The organism is Rhizobium sp. P1_B8 (genome assembly GCF_056406515.1).
Window position 1 is genome coordinate 239485 of the sequence record NZ_JBFTZZ010000001.1, and the last position, 20110, is coordinate 259594.

The 20110-nt window shown below is 59.6% G+C and carries 14 protein-coding genes, 1 tRNA gene and 2 pseudogenes; 6 read left to right on the top strand and 11 right to left on the bottom strand.

Features of this window, described 5'->3' with window-relative positions; all coding sequences use genetic code 11:
• Window positions 1-2: 2 nt before the first annotated feature.
• The 4 genes from AC1D2N_RS01145 to AC1D2N_RS01160 all read right to left on the bottom strand — a co-directional run bounded on the left by AC1D2N_RS01145 (window position 3) and on the right by AC1D2N_RS01160 (window position 5554).
• Window positions 3-3005: a trifunctional glycosyltransferase/class I SAM-dependent methyltransferase/polysaccharide deacetylase gene (locus tag AC1D2N_RS01145; RefSeq protein WP_130729354.1), complete on the bottom strand. Its 3003-nt coding sequence runs from the start codon at window positions 3003-3005 to the stop codon at window positions 3-5.
• On the bottom strand, window positions 2999-4216 hold the full coding sequence (locus AC1D2N_RS01150; protein ID WP_130652891.1) for a glycosyltransferase family 2 protein: 1218 nt from the start codon (window positions 4214-4216) through the stop codon (window positions 2999-3001). The genes AC1D2N_RS01145 and AC1D2N_RS01150 overlap by 7 nt, the downstream gene beginning before the upstream one ends.
• A 31-nt stretch (window positions 4217-4247) precedes the next feature.
• Window positions 4248-5204 carry an NAD-dependent epimerase/dehydratase family protein gene (locus AC1D2N_RS01155; protein WP_047618767.1) on the bottom strand — a complete coding sequence of 319 codons (957 nt, stop codon included), beginning with the start codon at window positions 5202-5204 and terminating at the stop codon, window positions 4248-4250.
• 122 nt (window positions 5205-5326) lie between these two features.
• Window positions 5327-5554: a hypothetical protein gene (locus tag AC1D2N_RS01160; protein WP_130652890.1), complete on the bottom strand. Its 228-nt coding sequence runs from the start codon at window positions 5552-5554 to the stop codon at window positions 5327-5329.
• 570 nt (window positions 5555-6124) lie between these two features.
• Here AC1D2N_RS01160 and AC1D2N_RS01165 point away from each other — a divergent pair.
• Window positions 6125-8440, top strand: a complete 2316-nt coding sequence (locus tag AC1D2N_RS01165; protein ID WP_130653558.1) for a rhodanese-like domain-containing protein — start codon at window positions 6125-6127, stop codon at window positions 8438-8440.
• A gap of 64 nt (window positions 8441-8504) precedes the next feature.
• On the opposite strand, the gene AC1D2N_RS01170 is transcribed toward AC1D2N_RS01165, so the two are convergent.
• Window positions 8505-9926: a peptidoglycan L,D-endopeptidase MepK gene (locus AC1D2N_RS01170; protein ID WP_130652889.1), complete on the bottom strand. Its 1422-nt coding sequence runs from the start codon at window positions 9924-9926 to the stop codon at window positions 8505-8507.
• 138 nt (window positions 9927-10064) lie between these two features.
• On the opposite strand from AC1D2N_RS01170, the pseudogene AC1D2N_RS01175 reads away from it, so the two are divergent.
• The 3 genes and pseudogenes from AC1D2N_RS01175 to AC1D2N_RS01185 all read left to right on the top strand — a co-directional run.
• Window positions 10065-10299: pseudogene (locus AC1D2N_RS01175) on the top strand (IS481 family transposase); the annotation flags it as partial.
• 159 nt (window positions 10300-10458) lie between these two features.
• Complete coding sequence (locus tag AC1D2N_RS01180) at window positions 10459-10908, top strand: hypothetical protein (RefSeq protein ID WP_047618758.1); 450 nt, start codon at window positions 10459-10461, stop codon at window positions 10906-10908.
• Window positions 10909-10968: 60 nt separating this feature from the next.
• Window positions 10969-11105: pseudogene (locus AC1D2N_RS01185) on the top strand (transposase domain-containing protein); the annotation flags it as partial.
• 1517 nt (window positions 11106-12622) lie between these two features.
• On the opposite strand, the gene AC1D2N_RS01190 reads toward AC1D2N_RS01185, so the two are convergent.
• The 4 genes from AC1D2N_RS01190 to xylF all read right to left on the bottom strand — a co-directional run bounded on the left by AC1D2N_RS01190 (window position 12623) and on the right by xylF (window position 16321).
• Window positions 12623-12699, bottom strand: a tRNA-Arg gene (locus AC1D2N_RS01190).
• Window positions 12700-12903: 204 nt separating this feature from the next.
• A complete protein-coding gene (locus AC1D2N_RS01195; RefSeq protein ID WP_003542059.1) occupies window positions 12904-13686 on the bottom strand; it encodes an ATP-binding cassette domain-containing protein in 783 nt (260 codons plus the stop codon).
• 14 nt (window positions 13687-13700) lie between these two features.
• Window positions 13701-15014 (bottom strand): sugar ABC transporter permease, encoded by a 1314-nt coding sequence (locus tag AC1D2N_RS01200; protein WP_047618756.1) that lies wholly within the window; start codon window positions 15012-15014, stop codon window positions 13701-13703.
• Window positions 15015-15280: 266 nt separating this feature from the next.
• Entirely contained in the window at window positions 15281-16321 is a 1041-nt protein-coding gene (xylF, locus tag AC1D2N_RS01205) for a D-xylose ABC transporter substrate-binding protein (protein ID WP_018073829.1), read from the bottom strand.
• Window positions 16322-16548: 227 nt separating this feature from the next.
• On the opposite strand from xylF, the gene AC1D2N_RS01210 reads away from it, so the two are divergent.
• Complete coding sequence (locus tag AC1D2N_RS01210) at window positions 16549-17790, top strand: ROK family transcriptional regulator (protein WP_028733330.1); 1242 nt, start codon at window positions 16549-16551, stop codon at window positions 17788-17790.
• Between the two features lie 172 nt (window positions 17791-17962).
• On the opposite strand, the gene iolG is transcribed toward AC1D2N_RS01210, so the two are convergent.
• Window positions 17963-18955, bottom strand: coding sequence for an inositol 2-dehydrogenase (gene iolG, locus AC1D2N_RS01215; protein ID WP_018243177.1), 993 nt, complete (start codon window positions 18953-18955; stop codon window positions 17963-17965).
• A gap of 333 nt (window positions 18956-19288) precedes the next feature.
• On the opposite strand from iolG, the gene AC1D2N_RS01220 reads away from it, so the two are divergent.
• Entirely contained in the window at window positions 19289-19570 is a 282-nt protein-coding gene (locus tag AC1D2N_RS01220) for a hypothetical protein (RefSeq protein ID WP_028733331.1), read from the top strand.
• On the opposite strand, the gene AC1D2N_RS01225 is transcribed toward AC1D2N_RS01220, so the two are convergent.
• Window positions 19571-20041 (bottom strand): hypothetical protein, encoded by a 471-nt coding sequence (locus AC1D2N_RS01225; RefSeq protein ID WP_130652888.1) that lies wholly within the window; start codon window positions 20039-20041, stop codon window positions 19571-19573.
• Between the last annotated feature and the right edge of the window lie 69 nt (window positions 20042-20110).

A 20110-nucleotide genomic window follows, 5' to 3' on the forward strand; every position in this document is an offset into this window, starting at 1 on the left:
TGTCATCCGATATAAGCTCCCGGCAGGCCCATAAGTTCAGGGAAGGCTTCAAGAGGGTGATCGCCACGGACTTCGAGGCGTGGCAGACCGAAGAGATTATCGGAAAATGTGGCTTTTGCCGGCCGTGTCGTGAAGCCGATCCCGTAGCCGGCAAGCGCCAGAATGCCCGGGACCCTGAAGTCTGTCCCGCCATAGGGAAGCGCGATCGATTCCACGGAGGTGCCGAGTCGGCTCTGCAGCGCATTGCGCGACAGCATGGCTTCGGCCAAAAAGACTTCGTTGTCCATCGCACTGGCTGGTGTGTGGGATGCGAGGTGGGAGCCGAAGCAGATGCCCTTTTGGTGCAGCTCCTGAATGTTCGACCACGACATCAGCGGCGCAGGTTCTCCATAGGCCGAATCCCAGTCTGACCGACCGCCGACTTTATCGGTCACGACGAACACCTCGGCGCTGAAATCATTCTCGGCAAGGATCGGGAAGGCGTCCGTCAGGAAGTCCAGGTAGGCGTCGTCGAAAGTCAGCATGACAGGCCGGCCCTGGATCGGCTTGCCGCTGCGCAGAAGATCCGCCAGGGTCTGCGCCGTCAGGGTATAAAAACCCTGTCGCCGAAGGAACTGCATCTGCCTGCGGAAGATCTCCGGCGGGGTGCGGAAGCGCCGGAGTGCCGTGGGTCCTCGCTCTGCGATCCTGTGATACATGAGAATGGGAACCGAGGTCGTGACCTCCGTCGTCCATGCTACCTCGCGGTTTACGCCAGCCGGTCCCCAGATGATGTGTTTCGCCACATCCGCATCCAATGGGGTTCCATGCCCCTCGATGCGCAGGACGGGATCGGCCACGGGGCCTTTTCGGAACCGGTGGATGGCGTAGAGTTCGGTCTCGATCGTCTCTTCCAGGGCCAGATCAGCTTGTGCGGCCAGGACCTGTTTGATCGTCCCGACACCGAAGGGATTGCCCCAGTCGAAGCCCGTCCGGGCGGGTTCGTCCTCACGGATATGCGCATGGGCGGAAATCAGATAGCCGTTCGGCTTCACCGCTGCGGCCATCTTCTGACAGACTGCCGCAAGCATCTCCTCGTCTTTCATGTAGTAAAGGACTTCGGAGCAGATAACGAGGTCTTGTTCGGGCGGAACATCGCTCTTGACGAAGTCAAGCACGCGAAGCTCGACGTTTCGATGGTCTCGGCAGCGCTCGACCGCCCTGTCAATTGCCCGCTGGGAAATATCGGTGGCCGTCAGCCGGCCGACCCTTCGCGCCAGCTTTTCGGTGAAAATCCCTTCGGCGCAGGCGAGTTCCAGGGCCTTCTCGATCCCTTCCGGGATCAGGTTCAACGTCTGCTCATATTTAACCTGCTCGTAGACCGAAACGTAGTTCCATGGATCGGGACGTTCGAAGATATGTTCCCAGTACTCTTCTTCCGAGCGAACGGGGGGAGCGGCGTTTCTTTCCTCCGGCTGCGGGCCAGAGGGGTCTGAAAACAGTGGGGCTGGATCTCGCTCGAGATTCCGAAGGATGTCGGACAGTCGGGCGTCGTTGTCTTGTTTGTCGCTTGGCGCGGAGGCAAGGAGAGCCTTGCGTCCGAGATGCGCCAAAAGCCGTTCGAGACGTCCTCGCCGACGGCCGTTCCGGATGATGAGGCCGCCGAAGGCTCTGTATCCGCGTAGCGCCTCCCTTGTCCAGGAACTGATATAGGCGAGCGTGGGCGGGTTTTGCAGATGCTCTTCGGCCTGCATCTCATGCATGATCAGCCTGATCTGCGCCCGGATCGATAGATCGCCCCAGAGCGGCCCGACAAAGGTGCCGACGTGCTGTCCGCCGGACAGGGCGTGCATGACGAGCGTGTCGGCTGGCTCGGCCTTGGGGATTCGCGAAAGCGTTTCGAGCGCGGCACTGACCACTTGGACATTGCCAAGCGCGAATGATCGCAAAGGGTTTGCGGCGGATATGTGCCAAGACACGGCCTCAATGATCTTGCGCCCAGTGCCGGGTAAGGAATTTTTCTCAATCAGCTGGATGAGCAAAAGGAACGCCGGCCGCCATTTGTCGAGCACATCAACGAGATCGTCGGCGCGATCCATAGAGAGCCCGGTCTGCAGGCCATGCAGGATTACACCGGCAAGAAAGTTTTCGTAGCCCCCAGCGTCCGGCATCTCAGGCAGAAGCGCTGCAAGGGCTGCAATATCCACCTTCGGGTCGAGCCCGGCCGACACGACCCAGGCGAGCATGCGCAGCTGGCTGACGGGGGGCGTTATCCAGCCTGTCTCCGGCCCCTCGGCCGACAAGCCTTGCTGCGTCTGCAGCGCTTGCGCCTTCGATGTCACGCGAATGGCATCACGCACCATCTTGATTGGATCGCCGGAGAGCGAGTCCACCTTCATGCGATAGAAAGCGAGGCATTGGTCGACGCGACGAAATTCGGCGCCGGAAAAGGCCATGCGAAGCCAGAGATCCCAGTCCTCGCAGGTCTGCAAGGTCTCATCCATGCCTCCCACTAGCTCAAAAAGGCTTCTGGGAAAGACAACCGTATGGATGGCGAGTGCACAAAAAGAGGAGAACTCACGCTTGGCGACGTCTCCCGTCAAGATGGGAGGTTGTTCTACCTGCATAAGCCTGCCGTCCGGGGCGACGCGGCGGAAGGCGCAATAGGCGATAACTGCTGGAGATGAATTCTCCGCCACTGGCTGCATGTTTTCGATGAAGGTCGGATCCAGCCAGTCGTCGGCATCCAGCATGCAGAGCAGGGGCGCGGCTGCCAGTCTTGCGGCGTGATTTCGCGCCGCGGCCGCACCAGCATTCGGCTGACGGGCGGGGAGAATGCGGCTGTCCGTGTTTGCGATGCTCTCGAGAACCTCCCAGGTGCGGTCGGTCGAGCCGTCATCGACAACGACGGCCTGCCAGTTCGATCGCGACTGCTGCTGCAGGCTGGCAAGACATTCGGCTAGCGTATCGGCTGCATTGAAGGCGGGGATGAGGAATGAAATGTCAGGCGTTGCGGCGATCACCATGCGGGCCTCTTCCATCGCCGCAGAACGTAGAGAGCGCCATTTACGCTTCCGAGCATCTCCTGCTTCAGGAAGACGTCGTGCGACGTCGTGCCTTTGCGAAGCCGTCTTCGGAGCCTTCCGGCGTAATATTTCGGAAACGAGAGCAGGATGCGCCGCAGATTGGCGTTATTTCCTGTGTTCTGATACTGGACCAGCAGGGCTGCGACATGGCCACTCATATATTGGTAGATTTGTTTGGCGAGCCCCTTCATATCCTTGCGATGAAAGTGCCAGGCGACCGCCGTCGGCTCGTAGCGGCAGACATGACCATGATGGAGGAGCCGGTTCCAGTATTCGGAATCGCCTGAGCATCCGGCAGCGCCCATGTCCAGGCGGACATCGAACAGGCCGATCTCGTCGAAGACCTTGCGGCGGATGGCCTGACTTGCGCCGGCTCCTATCGTCCAGACCGGAGCGCCGTAACGTGCATCCCTGGTGTAGAAGTCCTGATTGAAATCCTGCCGCAGATAGCCACGGCCGAAACCCCAATGCTTTTCGAAGATAAACTGCGCAGGCGTTGCGAGTTCTCCGGGAAGGACCAACCCGGTGACGCAGGCGATCTCCGGCAGATCGAACCCCTTCATCAGGTTCTCCAGCCATCGCTCATGGAGGACGACGTCATCGTCCGTAAACGCGACGAATTCGGTTCTTGCCGCACGAACCGCCGCATTGCGCGCATAATCCAGCCCGACTCGATCTTCACGGACATAGGTTGCGCCCGATTCCTCGACCACGCGACGCGTTGCCTCGCCTGCAGAGGCATTATCCACCACGATGATCTCGACGGGGCTGAGCGACTGTTTGGGGATCGAGGCCAGGCAACGGCGTAGTTCCTCCGGCCGGTCCTTTGTGCAAATCAGAATGCTGACGTCACGGTTGCCCACAGGGGTTTGCGCGACTTGAAGCGCATGCTCGAGCGTCTCGGGCCGCACGACACGCTCAGCGAGTGCCGCCGCCGCCTCGGGCCTTTCGATATAGGCTTGTCCTACGGGAAGACTATCCGACAGAAAGACCACGAGCCCATCGGAGACCGGGGGCGAATCGGCGAGGTGAGAGGTGGCGAGATCGAGATAGTGAATCGGTATGGGAAAACTTATATCCTTCAGATCGGACGGAATTGGTTCTCGCATCATTACTCTCTCAATCGCACCGTGAACATACGCCACCTGCATCCAGGACGCGAGTCTCGAAAGTCATCGTGGTTTATTCGGCCGCGTGCGCCTTCATTTGGTCCCTGAACCAATCGAGCGTCATCGCCACGCCCTGTTCGTAGGTGATTTTGCACGACCACTCGGGCATGACATAGTGCGCATTGGTCAGGTCCGGCCGTCTGTTCGTGGGGTCCTGCGGCGGTGACGGCTCGAAGACGATCGGCACGCCGCCGACGAGTTTGGAGACATATTGCGCGACCTCGAGAACCGAAATCTCGCGATCATTGCCGACGTTTAGGGGCCCCTTATAGTCGGTTTCATTTATCCAGAAATATCGTGCGAAACCATCGACAACGTCATCGACATAGCCCCAGCTGCGTGACTGAAGGCCGTCGCCGAACACGGTAATCGGGCGGCCCGAAAGGGCCTGGGTGATGAAATTGGAGACCGCGCGCCCATCGTCGGAGCGTGTCCGCGGACCGTAGATGTTGAAGGGGCGGACGACCTTGACGTCGAGCCCTTGGGTACGCTGCATCTCGAACAGCAGCGACTCCGTGCACCTTTTGCTCTCGTCGTAGGATGAGCGCGGTCCGGTGCAGTCGACCTGACCCTTGTAGGATTCCGGCTGCGGCGACACCAGAGGATCGCCATAGACTTCGGAAGAAGAGGTGAAACCGAAACGTCCGCCCTTCTTCAGCAAGTCGAGCAACCGGAACGCACCGAGAAGATTGGCGGAGATCGTTCTCTTCGGCTCCTTCATGTACCATGGCGGCGATGCGGGGGATGCAAGGTGATAGATTTCGTCGAATTTATCCGAGGTCTGCAGCGTCTCGACGTCGGATTTCACGAAGTGGAAACGGGGGTCCCGGATGTGGGCGATATTTTCGAAAAGCCCGGTCCAGAGGTTGTCAACAACGACCAGCTTCTGAATATCCGTCCTCAGCAAAAGTCGATCACACAAGTGGGATCCGATGAAGCCAGCCCCGCCAGAAATCAATACGCTTTTCATTGCTTCGTGCCTCGTGACTTGAGATTAACCAACTTGTTTATTAGCATTGCCTGTAATGCATGACAATTATTTAGAAGAGTTCTAAGAAATACTCACTTATTAATGTCAATTGTTAAAAGTACCTACTTTAAGGTGTTTCTGTCGATGCCGCGCTCGATGACGAGCAGCCGGGCCGGACCGGATGCTACAGCCGATCGTGGCGCGATCATGACGACCTGCCCGATCTCGACTATCCCCATGAGACGGTCTCCGCCATTTGCGGGTTCGATCGAAGGAGCCGGCATGGTATTGAGAACCTCTCCGACGAGTTCCGGATCCAGGGAGCTGAGGTTGCCTGTGGAAACGGGCATCCGAATGTCTGCTATATTTTCCAAAGGTCCGGTGCAAAGATTGTCAACAACAACCAGTTTCTGGGTCTCATTTTCTAAGTAGAAGTTGTCACGTAAATGCGATCCAATGAAGTCAACGCAGTTTCTCACATCGTCTCGCTTCGTTACTTGAGAATATATTATTGTTATTACAGTGATCGAACGTTTTGTATGGGCACGAAGTCCGGGGTGGATCGGACTTTGGTCTGAGTTTGCGGGCGCGGAAACGGGGGGCATCGTAGTTCGACCATCAAAATGACGGCGCCCGCGCGCCTTTTCAGGCAGGCAAGGATACCGCAACATTTTGCCGGGTTTATGCGTCTGGAAGTGTCTTCGCCTGTTCCAACGGAAATACGAACTCATTGGCGTACACGTCGACATGCTTGTCGCGCAGGCGGTGATATGAGCGCGAACCGGATAAGCCATATTTCGAAAGAGTTCATTCGTCTGGAGAAGGAAAGGGGAGTAGAATAGCGGAGGCCGGAGGAGTGTTCCCGTCGACCGAAGGATCCGCTAAGCGTGGCTTTCGTCACCTCGCTGGAGAGGATGACCATGGGAGACGATCATGCCGAGCGGCGGCTGGTTGCAATTCTCGCCGTCGATATCGTTGGTTATTCAAGACTTATCGAGGATGACGAGGCCGGTACGCTGGCCGCGATGAGGGCATTGCGCTCCGAAGTCTTCGACCCACTGCTCGCGGAATATCACGGACGCACAGTGAAGCTCATGGGCGATGGCGCGATCGTGGAATTTGGCTCCGTCGTGGATGCTGTCCTATGTGCGGTTGCCCTGCAAAAGCAGGTTGCAGCACGGCAAGTGGATATCCTGCCCCAACACCGGCTTCTCTTCCGCATGGGCGTCAATCTGGGCGACGTCGTCGTAGAGGGCGATGATTTGCTGGGCGATGGGGTCAACGTCGCTGCTCGCCTGGAGCAGATATGTGAGTCCGGAGGGCTTTTTGTATCCGGCACTGCTTTCGATCATTTGCAAGGCAAGCTCGAACTGCCGCTTGAATTTATTGGCGAGCAGCATGTCAAAAACATCGCGCGCCCCGTACGCACCTATCGCGTGCTGTTCGATGGAAACGCTCCTCGTTGGCAGTTCAAAATCCAGCGTCTTCGCAGTTGGGGACCGCTGGCGGCGGTGGCTCTGGTGCTGGTGGCTGCCTTCGTCGCAATATGGCTGGGTCCATGGACGACCAGTGCGGAAACGGCATCGATCGCACGCATGGCACTCCCGCTGCCTGACAAGCCGTCAATTGCCGTCCTGCCGTTCGACAACCTCAGTTCCGATCCGGAACAGGCCTATTTCGCCGACGGCATGACGGAAGATCTGATCACGGACCTTTCGAAGCTGTCCAGCATCTTTGTTATCGCTCGAAACTCCACCTTCGCCTACAAGGGCAAGCCCATCAAAGTTCAGCAGGTGGCCGAGGAACTCGGGGTCCGTTATATCCTGGAAGGCAGCGTGCGCCGCCAGGGCGACCAGGTCCGCATCAACGCACAGCTCATAGACGCGCTCGGCGGCCATCATCTATGGGCTGACCGCTATGACGGCGCGATGAACGAGATTTTTACGCTTCAGGATAAGGTCATCGGCGAGATCGTGTCTGCGCTCACCGTCAAGTTCACGATGGCGGAGCGATCTCAGTCCGAGCAGGCGGAGACGAATAGCCCGCAGGCTTACGACGCTTTGCTGCAAGGCTGGGATCACCTGCGCCACGACAGCGAGAATGAAACCCTCAAGGCAATTCCCTTTTTCGAAAGGGCGATCGAGCTCGACCCCGATTACAGCCGCGCTCATGCGGCGCTCGCTTCGGCGAATTGGAGGATTGCCGTTTCCAATTGGGAGGCCGCCAACCTTGGCTTCGAGAGGGCGATGGAACGTGTGGATCGGCACTTGGCTCTTGCGACCCGAGAGCCCAATTCGCTTGCCTATGCGATCTCCGCTGAGGTGCTCGCAAGGCAGGGCCGGTATGCTGACGCCTTTGCCAAAATCAGTCGTGCCATGGAACTCGATTCCAATGATCCCGAAAATCACCTCAGCAAAGCACGCATTTTGAACGCAACGGGCCAGGCTCCGGAAGCCGAACGCGAAGTGCAACGAGCTATGCGTGTCGACCCGCAATATCCGCCGAGCTATCTCAGGGTTCTTGCGATTTCACAATTCCACCAGGAGAAATATGAGGAGGCGGTGAAGAACCTCGAACTGCTGGTGATCAGGCAATCAGACGTCAGTGAAGACTACGCCACGCTGGTGTCGAGCTTCGGCCACCTCGGGCGGACGGACGGAGTTCAGGATAACATCGAAAAATACAACGCGCTCGCGGTTCCCGCCGGCTACTCCCCGCTGACGGTGCAGGAACTGGGATGGTACTGGTACGGCGACATTTTCAACTACGATTCGACCTATCGCGAGCGCCTGAAGGAGGGCTTGCGCAAAGCCGGCGTGCCGGAGGGAGCGGGCACAGATATTTCCTATGACGAATACGCTCGCCTGATCGGCAAAAGCAACGGGGAATACAATATCAAGGGAGCCACTGAAATAGACGCCCCGACGGCCAAGCGGCTGCACGACCGCGGCGTCAAGCTCGTCGATGTGCGCACCGCTCTGAGCTTTGGTCGCGGGCATGCGCCGGGAGCCATCAACCTATCGGTCGTGGAGGTTTTGGCAAAGGACACGCTGTCGAAGGCCGTGAGCAGGGAGGAGGAAGTGATCTTCTCATGCCATGGCAAATATTGCGGCGATTCCGCCTACGCATCGGCCAAAGCCTTGGTATGGGGGTTTAAGAATGTCTACCACTTTGCCGGTGGCTTTCCCGCGTGGGAGGATGCTCACTACCCCATAGAGACCGCTCCGGGACATTAAGCGGATACCGCGCCGAAGTCGCATGTCGTAAGAGGTGCTGCGCATCAAGCCTTGATGATTGAGGTCAGCCCTCTGGATGCGACGCAAACCGGCTGGCATCGAACAAGTCTGCGGCGGCGAGCGGAATGATGTTCTCACCGGATGTCGCGACATTGACCTCCCGATGAACCGTGCGGGGGGAAACGCGAGGCGCGTTCAATTCCATCACCTCGCCGGGAGAATGCAGCGCCCATTTCATCAGCGCCGCGTCGGACGTCGATTCAAAGAAATTTGCTTCTTCCCAGGAAGCGGTCATCGGCAGGGAGGCGATCATATCAGCGCCCTGCTTGGCGGCCTGGTGTGCAACACGGAGGGGTTCGAAGCGCGCGTAGCCCGGCAATGCAGGCGCCGGTTTATCCGGAAGCACATCAATTGGGCCGATCGATGCAGTCTCCAGTTTGTCATCCATATCAGCGTCGTGCTCGAGGGTGGGCGGCCGCATCGCCGGTATCGGAATCGGCAAAGATGAAACATCTGGAGCGGACCGTTTGTCATCCCGCTCGACCGCGCCGGTCTGCAGCGCCAGCGCATTCACTGCCCGGCTTCGGGGCGTGGGCAGAAGCGCCGTCACGAGGTTGTTATCTCTAGTGTCGCCGCCCGGCCTAGTCGAGGTTCCTGCGTCTTCGTCGTCTCCAGCGGTGCTGGCGATCTGGATCGAGGCGGGGCCGACGCGCTTCTTGTAGTTCGCAATCGCCTGATTGTATCCCGGCAGCGGCCGGCCATCGGCAGGCAGATGCATCGTCTGCCCATTCGGGAATAGTCGAGCGAGTTCCTGCCGGGACATGCGGGGCCAGGCCCTGACATTGCCGACGTCGAGATGCACGAAGGGCGATCCCGAGGTCGGATAATATCCGACACCGCCGACCTGCATCTGCATCGCAAGCGCACGCAGCGTCGAAAGCTTCACGCCGGGAACGTAGAAGTCCATCGCCTTACCCAGCATGTGCTGGCTCTTCTTGGCGACGCCCGTGCTGCGCGAGCGGTTGCGGAGCATGTTGTTGGTGGTGGGCGAACGATAGGCGGAGACGATATGGATGTAGTCCTTGCCGCCGCTGCGCTTGTACACCTCCCAGACCAGGTCGAGCAGCCGGGGATCCATCCGGGTCGGCTCGTTCCGTCGCCAGTCGCGCAGAAACCGATTGATCTGGGCGAGGCCTTTGGGATCGAACTTTCCGTCCCGCTTATAGGTAATCGTGGCCCTCTCGCCCGTATGGGTAAAGAACAGCTTCAGGGCCCGATCTTCCGCCGAGGCAAATGATGCAGAGCCGACAAGGGCCGGCAGCGCCAATAGAGCCGGCAGAATGGTCTGCGCGACCAACCGTTCCGCACGCGACAGTAGCGTGGCAATTCCGCCCAAGGCCCCGGCCGACAATCCTTGCACTGGATACTTCAACACGAACAAACCCGCCCACACCAAACACTCGACGACGGGCGGGAACCTCCGCATCCATCACGCTTAGTAAAGCCAGCTTATGGTCAACAAATTGCTAACGAGCGGATGCGTGAGCTTGGCGAATTGAGGATGCGGGCCCCAACCCGAGGCGAAATCGCGCCCCTGCGCCCATTCATGGGAGCTAAGCACAAATACGCTTCCACGACCGTGACGTACTGGTGACCGATTGCGGCCGCATCTGCATGTACCGCAAGAAGATCAATATCTTCACAGTCATGGCCGGCCAGAGCTCGACATCGAGGAGGTCGATGACGGCGTTTGGCTCGTCAGCTTCATGCGCTATGATCTCCGATACATCGATCTGGAGCAGAGGACTTTGCAAACCATCGAGAACCCGTTCGGCACAAGGTTGTCACCCATGTCTTAGGGACGTTCTGTTACCTATGTCTCCGGTATGGGCAGGCAGATCTCCGGAACGATGCGGCGGACTCGGATGCCCGACAATTAAGTCGCCGTTGCTCGCCCAGGTGACACCCAGTAGTCTCGCCGTCTCACCGACATATCGGCAGTGGCACGCAGCGATTCCATGGCAATTCTCTTCAAAACAACAATCACCGAAAACACGGCATTCGAGATGATCGAACGGTCACTGTCAGGCGCCTACCGATATGACGGTTACCTCAATGTCGTTAGCGATGCGGGCGAGACGGCATTGTCTTGGGGTCCGGCAATGCATGCCGAAGAGTTCAAGGCAGAGGTCAGCCAAATCCTACGGCAGACTTGGGATGCTGCCCGCTTCTGGGTCATCTATGAGCGCCGCGAAGACCGGAGGGATCCAGAAGGGACCGACATCCGCAACGCGGCTTTCCGCCTGACGCGCGGATACAGTGGCGTTATCGTTGTCACGCTCAGTCTCCTTGGGAAGCGCGACAGCGCCAATGACCTGGAACTCGTCTTCGTCTGCTTCGAGCAGGATTTTCACAGGAGGAATTTTCGCGTGCGCTACGAGGGTAAGCCGTTACCAAACCAGGGTTGATCTTGCTCGAAGACGTGTTGCTCACGCGCGCGACCGTTCTACGTTCGATTTGAAGGCGAGGGGCAGGAGAACAGGGCGACCATTGCTTCGCTCATCGAGCCGTCGATCCGCAGACCTATCTGACCGCCACGCTCACTGCCATCGTCAATAGTCACAAGCAGAGCCGTATCGATGAGCAATTGCTGTGGAAGGAATCACAGACTTCGACTTTGACGACCGCCCGCTTAAGATGCGATGGAACTGGCAACACCATCGCACGCAAGATGCCCCGACAGATTACCTATACCCTATGATCAATTGGAAGGTTGGCCGCCCGCAAACCGTCGGTGCCGAGGGTTAAGGGGGGATTCCCGAAAACGAGTTTGAAAAGGGTGCTCCGGATCAGGGGCAGACACCCTTTTCGTGCTGAGTTTTGCAGTCTCAGCGGAACGGAAATTAGCAGAGAGATTGCTGTCTACCATCGGACCGAAGTCCGACTCACTCGCGATAATTCGTCGATGTCAGCGCCGAGGCGACACCATCAATGTGATTATTCGGGTGGGAGAAGTCGACGGTCGCACGTGCCGGAATCGGTCGGAACTTCGTAATGCTCGTCGCAGAGCTAGATACCGCGAATTCGCCTGGAGGAGGCGCCTGCGGAGCTTATCCGCAGGCGGAGTCGCTAGATAGGTCTGCCGTCCACAACGCCGCTCGTCGAGGTAAACGCAACGGCGCTGCCTTAATGCAGAGGGCCACCCATACCACTGCCGGCTGGACTGCCGGCTGGACCTCCCATACCGTTGCCGGCTGGGCCCATACCGCTCGGCGGGCTTGAGTGGGTCGCCGAGTTAGGTTGGCTCGGCGCGTTTTCAGCACTGCTTGACGAGCCGCCTTTGTTCGAAAGAAACTTGTCGTTCGGTCTAAATGTTTGGGCGTTCCGTGTGTCACTCTGGCATCCCTGAAGGATGCTCGCGGCGCTTAGAAGAGCCGCCGAAATTACAAAAAAATATCGAGTCTGTCTTACTTGGATTGGCATGCGAGTATTGTCCCCGGCAAAATCGCGCGACCTTTGAGTCAACGCGGCAGAAAAAATCTACAACCACTTGTTGCTATTGCTCGCTACCAAATGGAATCCGGGAAGTCTAGGGCGAGTTCAGGCATAACTTGGTTGGACGTCCAAGCAATAAGGCCGGGACGTATCCCAGTTGCCTCGCAAATCACACCCGCGATCCTATACACGAATGGTTCTGTTTTCAAAGCCGCCACTGTTCAATAATCATTCTTAGTCAATTGCTTTTTGAGGTGTTGCTGTTGAACTGCGGTCGTGACAAAGCGCGCCTCGCAAGCCTTCCATGCCGCTGCTGCACGAAGGTGCGCTGCAAGTCTGGCGAGACCGCAGACACAAAAAAGGCCCCACTATGGAGCGGGGCTAAGGTTGAGGTGGGTCGCATGTAGCGAAGTGTAACGAATCTCCGCACGACCCGAAGGTTTTACGATCAACGGAGCATATTGTTCCCGTGCCGACAGATTTTTTTGAGTTCGTTTCCCTGTTTCGGGCTCCACGTCGTAGCGAAGCCTTACTTTCAGTTGAAGAGCGTTATCGACTTGCCGGCGACCGTGCAATTCCAGTAGTTTTTCAGGACGCGTCGACTCGCAAATCTGCGAGTGATCCATCGGCGACCGTCGAGCGAATGGCAGTCAGGTTTGGAAACATACGATAAACGTTTGAAAAGACTGGCGCACCCGACAGGATTCGAACCTGTGACCTTTGGAATCGGAATCCAACACTCTATCCAGCTGAGCTACGGGTGCATGCCGAAGGCGGTTTGAATCGCCTGTCCGATGGGTGGTTCTTAGCCTAGCTTGCGGCTGGCTTCAATCGCGAAATTCTCGGAAATACCGATGCTTGCGATTTGGCGGACGTTTTTATCCGTCAGTCCGGTGAATGCATATGAAAACTCCGCCGGCCTTGCGGGCGGCGGAGCGTGATTGTTGTCGACTGTCGCCTGGCGGCGGTCAGATCTGCATGGCGCCGGGGCCGGGGATGGCCTTTGGCGGCACCTTGCCGAGGATGATCATCCCCAGCACTTCGTCCTTGGTCACATCCTCGGTGCGGGCGTGGCCGACGACCTGGCCGTTCTTCATCACCGAGACGCGGTCGGCGAGGTCGAAGACGTCGTGGATGTCGTGGCTGATGAGGAAGATGCCGATACCTTCCTTCTTCAGTTGCTTGATCAACTCGCCGACCTGCGCCGTCTCCTGGGGGCCGAGTGCTGCCGTCGGCTCGTCCATGATCAGGATGCGGGCGTTGAAGAGGATCGCACGGGCGATCGCCACCGATTGCCGCTGGCCGCCCGAAAGCGCCTTCACCGGCTCCTTGAAGCGCTTGAAGTTGGGGTTGAGGCGCCCCATCACCTCGCGGGCCGAGGCCTCCATTGCGACGTCGTCGAGCGTGCCCCAGCGGGTCTTCAGCTCGCGACCGAGATAGAGGTTGGCGGCGGCGTCGACATTGTCGGCGACGGCGAGCGTCTGGTAGATCGTCTCGATCCCGTATTTCTTGGCATCGCGCGGATTGCGGATGTCGGCAGGCTCGCCATTGATCAGGATCTCGCCGCCATCGCGCTTGTAGGCGCCGGAGAGGATCTTGATGAGCGTCGACTTGCCGGCGCCGTTGTGGCCGAGCAATGCGACCACTTCGCCGGGGTAGAGATCGACCGAGGCATTGTCGACGGCGTGAATGCCGCCGAAGGAGATCGAGATGTTTTTCAGTTCCACGAGGGGAGTGCGTTGATCAGCCATATCTGGGGCTCCTCTCACTTGGCACGGGCGCGGTAGACGGTGTCGAGCCAGACCGCCACGACAAGGACGGTGCCGACGACGACGCTCTGCAGCGGCGTATCGACATGCGCGAGCACCATGCCCGATTGCAGCGACTGCATGACGAGCGCGCCGAGCATGGCGCCGGCGATGGTGCCGGTGCCGCCAGCCAGCGACGTTCCGCCGATGACGGCGGCGGCGATGGTGTAGAGCTCGTCGAGCGTACCCTGCGAGTTCGTCGCGGCGTTTAGGCGGGCGGTGGAAATCGCGGCCGCGATAGCGGCCAAAATGCCCATCAGCGCGAAGATGCGTACGGTGACCCAGCGCGTCTTGATGCCGGCGAGCTCGGCCGCTTCGGGATTGCCGCCAATTGCGAAGACATAGCGGCCGAAGCGCAGCCTTGTCGCGATGAAGGTCATGATGATGCCGACGACGATCGCGATCAACACCGGCACGGCGATGCCGTAGGGAATGTCCAGGCCGGTTTCGGGCCAGGGAATATTGTTGGTCTCGGCATATTTCTTGGCGATGTTGATCGGCCAGTAATAGCTGTTGGCAATCCAGACCGCGCCGAGGATGAGCACGCAGCTCAGGATGGCGAGGAAATATTCAGCCCACATCGGCCGGCGCGGGAAACCGAAGCGCCGGCGCTGCCGGCGTGAGCCGACGATGCTTGCGATGACGAAGAGGCAGGCGCCGATGCCGACGATCCAGCTCCAGGTGGCGCCGATCGAGCCCTCGGCGCCGCCGCCCATGATGCGGAAGGTCTGGTCCATCGGGGCAACCGTCTGGCCGCTGGTGACGAGCCAGGTGGCACCGCGCCAGACGAGCAGGCCGCCGAGCGTGACGATGAAAGAGGGAACGTTGAGGAAGGCGATGATGATGCCCTGGAAGGCGCCGATCAGGCAACCTGCCGTCAATCCGACCAGCAGCGTGATCGCCCAGGTGAAGGGGCTGTCGAAGCCGATATATTCCGGCAGGATCTTGGCCTGCGTCACGCCCATGATCATGCCGCAGAGGCCGAGCACGGAACCGACCGACAGGTCGATGTTGCGGGTGACGATGATCAGCACCATGCCCGTCGTCATGACGGCGATGTCGGTCGTCTGGACCGAGAGGTTCCAGAGATTGCGCGGGGTCAGGAAGAGACCGCCGGTGATGATGTGGAAACCGATCCAGATGATGATCAGCGCGCCGATCATGCCGAGCAGACGCGTGTCGATCTCGGTGGCGCGGAAAAAGCGGGTCACCGGACTGGCTTCCGCCGCTCGCGGTCCGCTTGATGTTGTGGATTTTACCATTTCGGCCATGGGTTTGCCGTTCCCCCACTTTGTTTGGACGGACGCGCCGGCGTGCTAGAGGCTGCCATCGGCGTCATGCGTCTGTTCTTCAACTCACCATCGCGATGCTTCCGGAAACCGGTCGTGTGGCGTCGCGACACCGTTCCGGCAGGGAATGAAAACCCGCGATGGTGCGGCGAGGCGGAGAAAACTTCGTCGTTGGAGTTCTCATCCGCATCCGGCGCCGCAACGGTGTTCCGCTGCGGCGCCGGCAATTTCAGTTTACAGCCCTTGGCTTACTTGCAGGCAGCGACGCTGTCTGCCTTGACGCCCTGGCACGCTTCAGCCTTGGAGATCCAGCCGGCGTCGATGACGACGTTCAGGTTTTCCTTGGTGATCGCAAGCGGCTTCAGGAAGACCGACTGCATTTCGACGCCCTTGGGGCCGCCCTTGAAAGCCTGGGCGCCGTCGATCTTGCTCATATCCTTGCCGCCGGCGAGGTCGAGAGCGATTTCAGCGGCGCGCTTGCCGAGTTCGCGGCTGTCTTTCCAGACGGAAACCGTCTGCGTGCCGAGAGCGATGCGGTTGAGTGCTGCCTTGTCGCCGTCCTGGCCGGAAACCGGAACGGAGCCGGCGAGGCCCTGTGCGTCGAGAGCAGCGATCGCGCCGCCGGCGGTGCCGTCATTCGATGCGACGACGGCGTCAACCTTGTTGTTGTTGGCGGTCAGGAACTGCTCCATGTTGCGCTGAGCGTTCTCCGGCAGCCAGCCGTCCGTATAGGCCTCGCCGACATTCTTGATCTTGCCGGCGTCGATGGCGGCCTTCAGCACTTCCTGCTGGCCCGAGAACAGGAAGTCAGCATTCGGATCGGAAGACGAGCCCTTGATGAAGACGTAATTGCCTTCCGGCTTGGCCTTGAAAACGCCCTCAGCCTGCAGGCGGCCGACTTCCTTGTTGTCGAAGGTGATGTAGAAGGCAGCCGGGTTTTCGATCAGGCGGTCATAGCCGACGACCGGGATGCCTTCAGCGGCGGCCTTTTCGATCGCCGGGCCGATTGCGTCGGAGTCCTGGGCGAGAATGATCAGCGCGTTGGCGCCCTGCGAGATCAGCGATTCGACGTCGGTAAGCTGCTTTGCGGCAGAAGACTGCGCGTCAGCGGAAATATACTTGGCGCCCTTGGCTTCGAGAGCCTTCTTGATGGCGGCTTCGTCCGTCTTCCAGCGTTCTTCCTGGAAATTCGACCAGGAAACACCGACGACGAGATCGGCAGCCATGGCAGCGGTATGCACGGAAACGAGGATGGCCGCACCGGCCATCAATTTCAAAATCGACTTCATAATGTCCTCCCGAGTGGATTGCGACCGGCCCAGCCCATGCTTCCTCCGGCCACCGCGAAAAGCTGTCGAGAAAGGTTCGGATTTTTTTCTCGACAGTCGAGAAATTTAGTGTCAGAGATTTTTTCAACTGTCAACACTGCACTGCCGGCTTAATTTCCTTGCGAAACATCGGCTGGAGATGCAGTGGAAACCAAGGGTGGAGCAAGCAGGGAGAGAGGGCGGCGTTCATGCTGACCAAGTCGAGCACGGAGCTGGTCCGGCAGAGAAACAGCGTGCTCGTGCTGTCCGTGCTGCGTCGCCACGGTGCGCTCGCGCATACCGAAATATCCGATTTCACCGGGCTGTCATCGGCCACCATCTCGGCCATCACCACTGAGCTGGAAAAAGCCCAGATCATCGAAAAATCTGAACATCAGCCGGCAAGCGGCCGCGGCCGGCCGCGCGTGCTGCTGCGGCAGCGACGCGATTGCGGCTATCTCATCGTCGTCATCATCTCCTCGGATGCGGTGCAATATTCGCTGGTCGATTATGCCGGCAAGCTGATCGACCGCTTCAGCGAGGAACGTTCGCATGATCCTGCGGGTGCTGGCCGCTTCGTCGCGGCAGTGCGGGCCGGGCTTTTGCGTATTCTCGATCGCTCGAAGATCAGCCAAGAAAAGGTGCTGCTGATCTCGATCAGCAGCAAGGGGCTGGTCAATTCCACCGAGCCGGTTCTCGTCTGGTCGCCGATTTTCGGCAGTGACCAGATCGATTTCGAATCGGCACTGCGGCCGGAATGGCAGGCCAAGGTGATCCTCGACAACGAGACGCTATTGGTCGCGGCAGCGCTCGGCGCGCGTGAAGAGATGGTGAAAGGCGCCGATTTCCGTTCGCTCGCCGCCCTTTCGCTCGGCCATAGCGTCGGGCTCGGCATCGTCAGGCGCGGAAACCAGACGGGCCAGGAGATATCGGCGCCGAATTTCGGGCACATGCTGCACATGGCCAATGGTGGGCTCTGCCGCTGCGGCACCCGCGGCTGCATCGAGGCCTATGCCGGTTTCTACGCGATCCTGCGCAGCGCCTTCGAGGTGCCGCTCGATACGATTCCGGCAAAGTTCGTGCCGGTGGCGGAACTGGACAAGATCGCCGCCAAGGCGCGCCAGGGCCACCGCGTCCCCGCCTTCGCCTTTCGCCAGGCAGGGCTGGCGCTCGGCAACGGGCTGTCGCGCATGCTGAGCCTGACGGAGCGCATGCCGATCGCCATCACCGGGCCGGGCACCCGCTATTACGACCTTCTTCGGCAGGGGATCGAAGAGGGTCTGGGGCAGTCGCATATCGTGCGCATGGAAGGCATGCCCGAGATCAGGGTGGTGGCCGACGAGCAGATCCTCGTCTTCGAAGGACATCTGAACCGGGCGCTGTCGGTGATCGACGAGGATATCGTGCTCTCGGGCGTGCAGGGATCGGCGGCCACTCAAGAGACGGATTGAGGGTTTCTTTCAACCGGCGTCTGGGGATCGCAGCAGCAACGGGCTAGTCTGTAGTATGCGACTTTGAGGGGGCGCGAGACAGCACGTTGCCTGATTGAATGTCTGCCGAACGCAAAATGGCCGGGCGGGTGCCCGGCCATCTCATGCATGGCTTCCGGTCGGGAGAGGGCCGTCAGCCGATCTTGATAAGCTTGCCTTCCTTAACGGACTGAACCGCGGCATCGGCGAGCGCGAGCGCTGCGAGACCATCGGCGCCCGAAGGCGAGATCTTGGAGCCCTTCTCGATGGCGGCGATGAAGGCTGCGATCTCGTTGGCATAAGCTTCGGTATAACGGGTCATGAAGAAGTCATGCAGCGGCGGGCGGGTGTAGCCTTCGCCGTTTGCGACTTCGATGGAGACCGGGCGCTGGTTTTCGGCCGAGACCAGGCCCTTGGAGCCGTGCGCCTCGATGCGCTGGTCGTAGCCATAGGTGGCGCGGCGGGAGTTGGAGATGATGGCCTGCTTGCCGGACTTGGTCTGCAGGATCACCGAAACGCTGTCATAGTCCCCAGCTTCGCCGATCGCCTTGTCGACGAGAACTGCTGCGGTCGCGAAAACCGACACCGGCTCTTCGCCGAGCAGGAAGCGGGCCATGTCGAAGTCATGGATCGTCATGTCGCGGAAGATGCCGCCGGAACGCTTGATGTAATCGACCGGTGGGGCGCCGGGGTCACGCGAGGTGATCGTCACCATTTCGACATCGCCGATCTTGCCTTCGTCGATGACTTTGCGCACCGCCATGAAATGCGGGTCGAAGCGGCGGTTGAAGCCGACCATCAGCTTGGCGCCGGTCTCTTCCACCACCTTGATGCAGGCCTTGACGCGGGCGACGTCGAGATCGATCGGCTTTTCGCAGAAGATCGCCTTGCCTGCGCGTGCGAAGCGCTCGATCAGATCGGCATGGGTATCCGTCGGCGTGCAGATGACGACGGCGTCGATATCCTTGGCTGCCTCGATCGCCTCGATGGTGCGGACTTCGCAGCCATAGGCGGAGGCGATCGCTTCGGCGGCCTGCGGAAAGGCGTCGGCGACCGCGACGAGCGTCGCATTGGCGTCGCCGCTGACGGCCTTTGCATGGACCTTGCCGATGCGGCCGGCGCCGAGAAGACCAAATCTCACTGTCATTCTAACCTCCCTTGAATTCGGAACAAATAAACCGAATTGCCAATATTCTGGAATTTTCATTCCATCTTCTGTGGACCGCGTCAAGCCCGCGGATCTTTCACATTTGCAAGATTCGAACCAGAGCCCTTCATGGTCGGCCAGAGCCTTTCATGGTCGGATTGACGTATTCTGCCGGAGCAGGTTTTGGTCAGGGCAGAGCCGATAGCCTCTGATCCTGGCGGAAAGTGCCCGGCCTTTCAGCCAAGAGACTACTTTAATCTGGCCAGGAAAGGCTCTAGAGACAATCGCGGCACGGGCCGAAGGCAGTGCGACAAATGCGACCGCGGGGCAGGAATGAAACTCATCGATCCGAATCATCCGGCATATCGGCGCCTCTGGGTGCGGATTGCCATCGTTGCCGTTTGCTTCGGCTGGGCCGTGGTCGAACTTGTCACCGGCGATCCGTTCTGGGCGGTGCTGGCCGGCGGGGCAGGCGCCTATTCCTTCTATATGCTGTTCTGGACCTTCAATCCGCAGCCTCCGGCCATCGAGCCGCCCGTGCAGCCTGACGCCGAGGACGAGGACGAACCCGCTGTGACCGATGAAAAACCTTCGAAGGACGGGCAGGCGGAATAGTCAGCGGCTCAATCGCCGCAGCGCTTCGTCGATCAGCAGATTGGCCAGCATCATGCGCTTCGTCGCATTGTCACGGAAGGGCAATTCTACGCCATCGGGATGATTGGCGCGGGCGAAGGCGCGGCGCTTCTCGCGGAGCGTCAGTGGCGTATCGGCGGCGGAGATCGCCAGTTCGGCGGCAACCTCCTCCGGTGCCGTGCGGGTGAGATGATCCGGCATGACGGGCCCGGCTGGAGGCGCAGACGCCGGTTTCTCCACGACCCCAGCGGCGGCATCGAGATCCAGATTGTCGAAATAAGCCTGGCCGACGCGCTGCGACGCGACTGAGACGCCCTCCATGACATCGAAGGCAAGCCCGGTGCCGAGGCCGGACACGCGATGGGCGGCCGGCGCTTCGGCGTCTTCGGCCATCTCGTCTTCCGCCTTCAGCCGCTCGAGGACTGATTGAAATACCGACTGCCCGAACAGCATCCGCCTTCCTTGAGAGCATTTCCGTTTTTCTTCGAACCACGGAAATGCTCATCTCCTTGTTCACGCAAT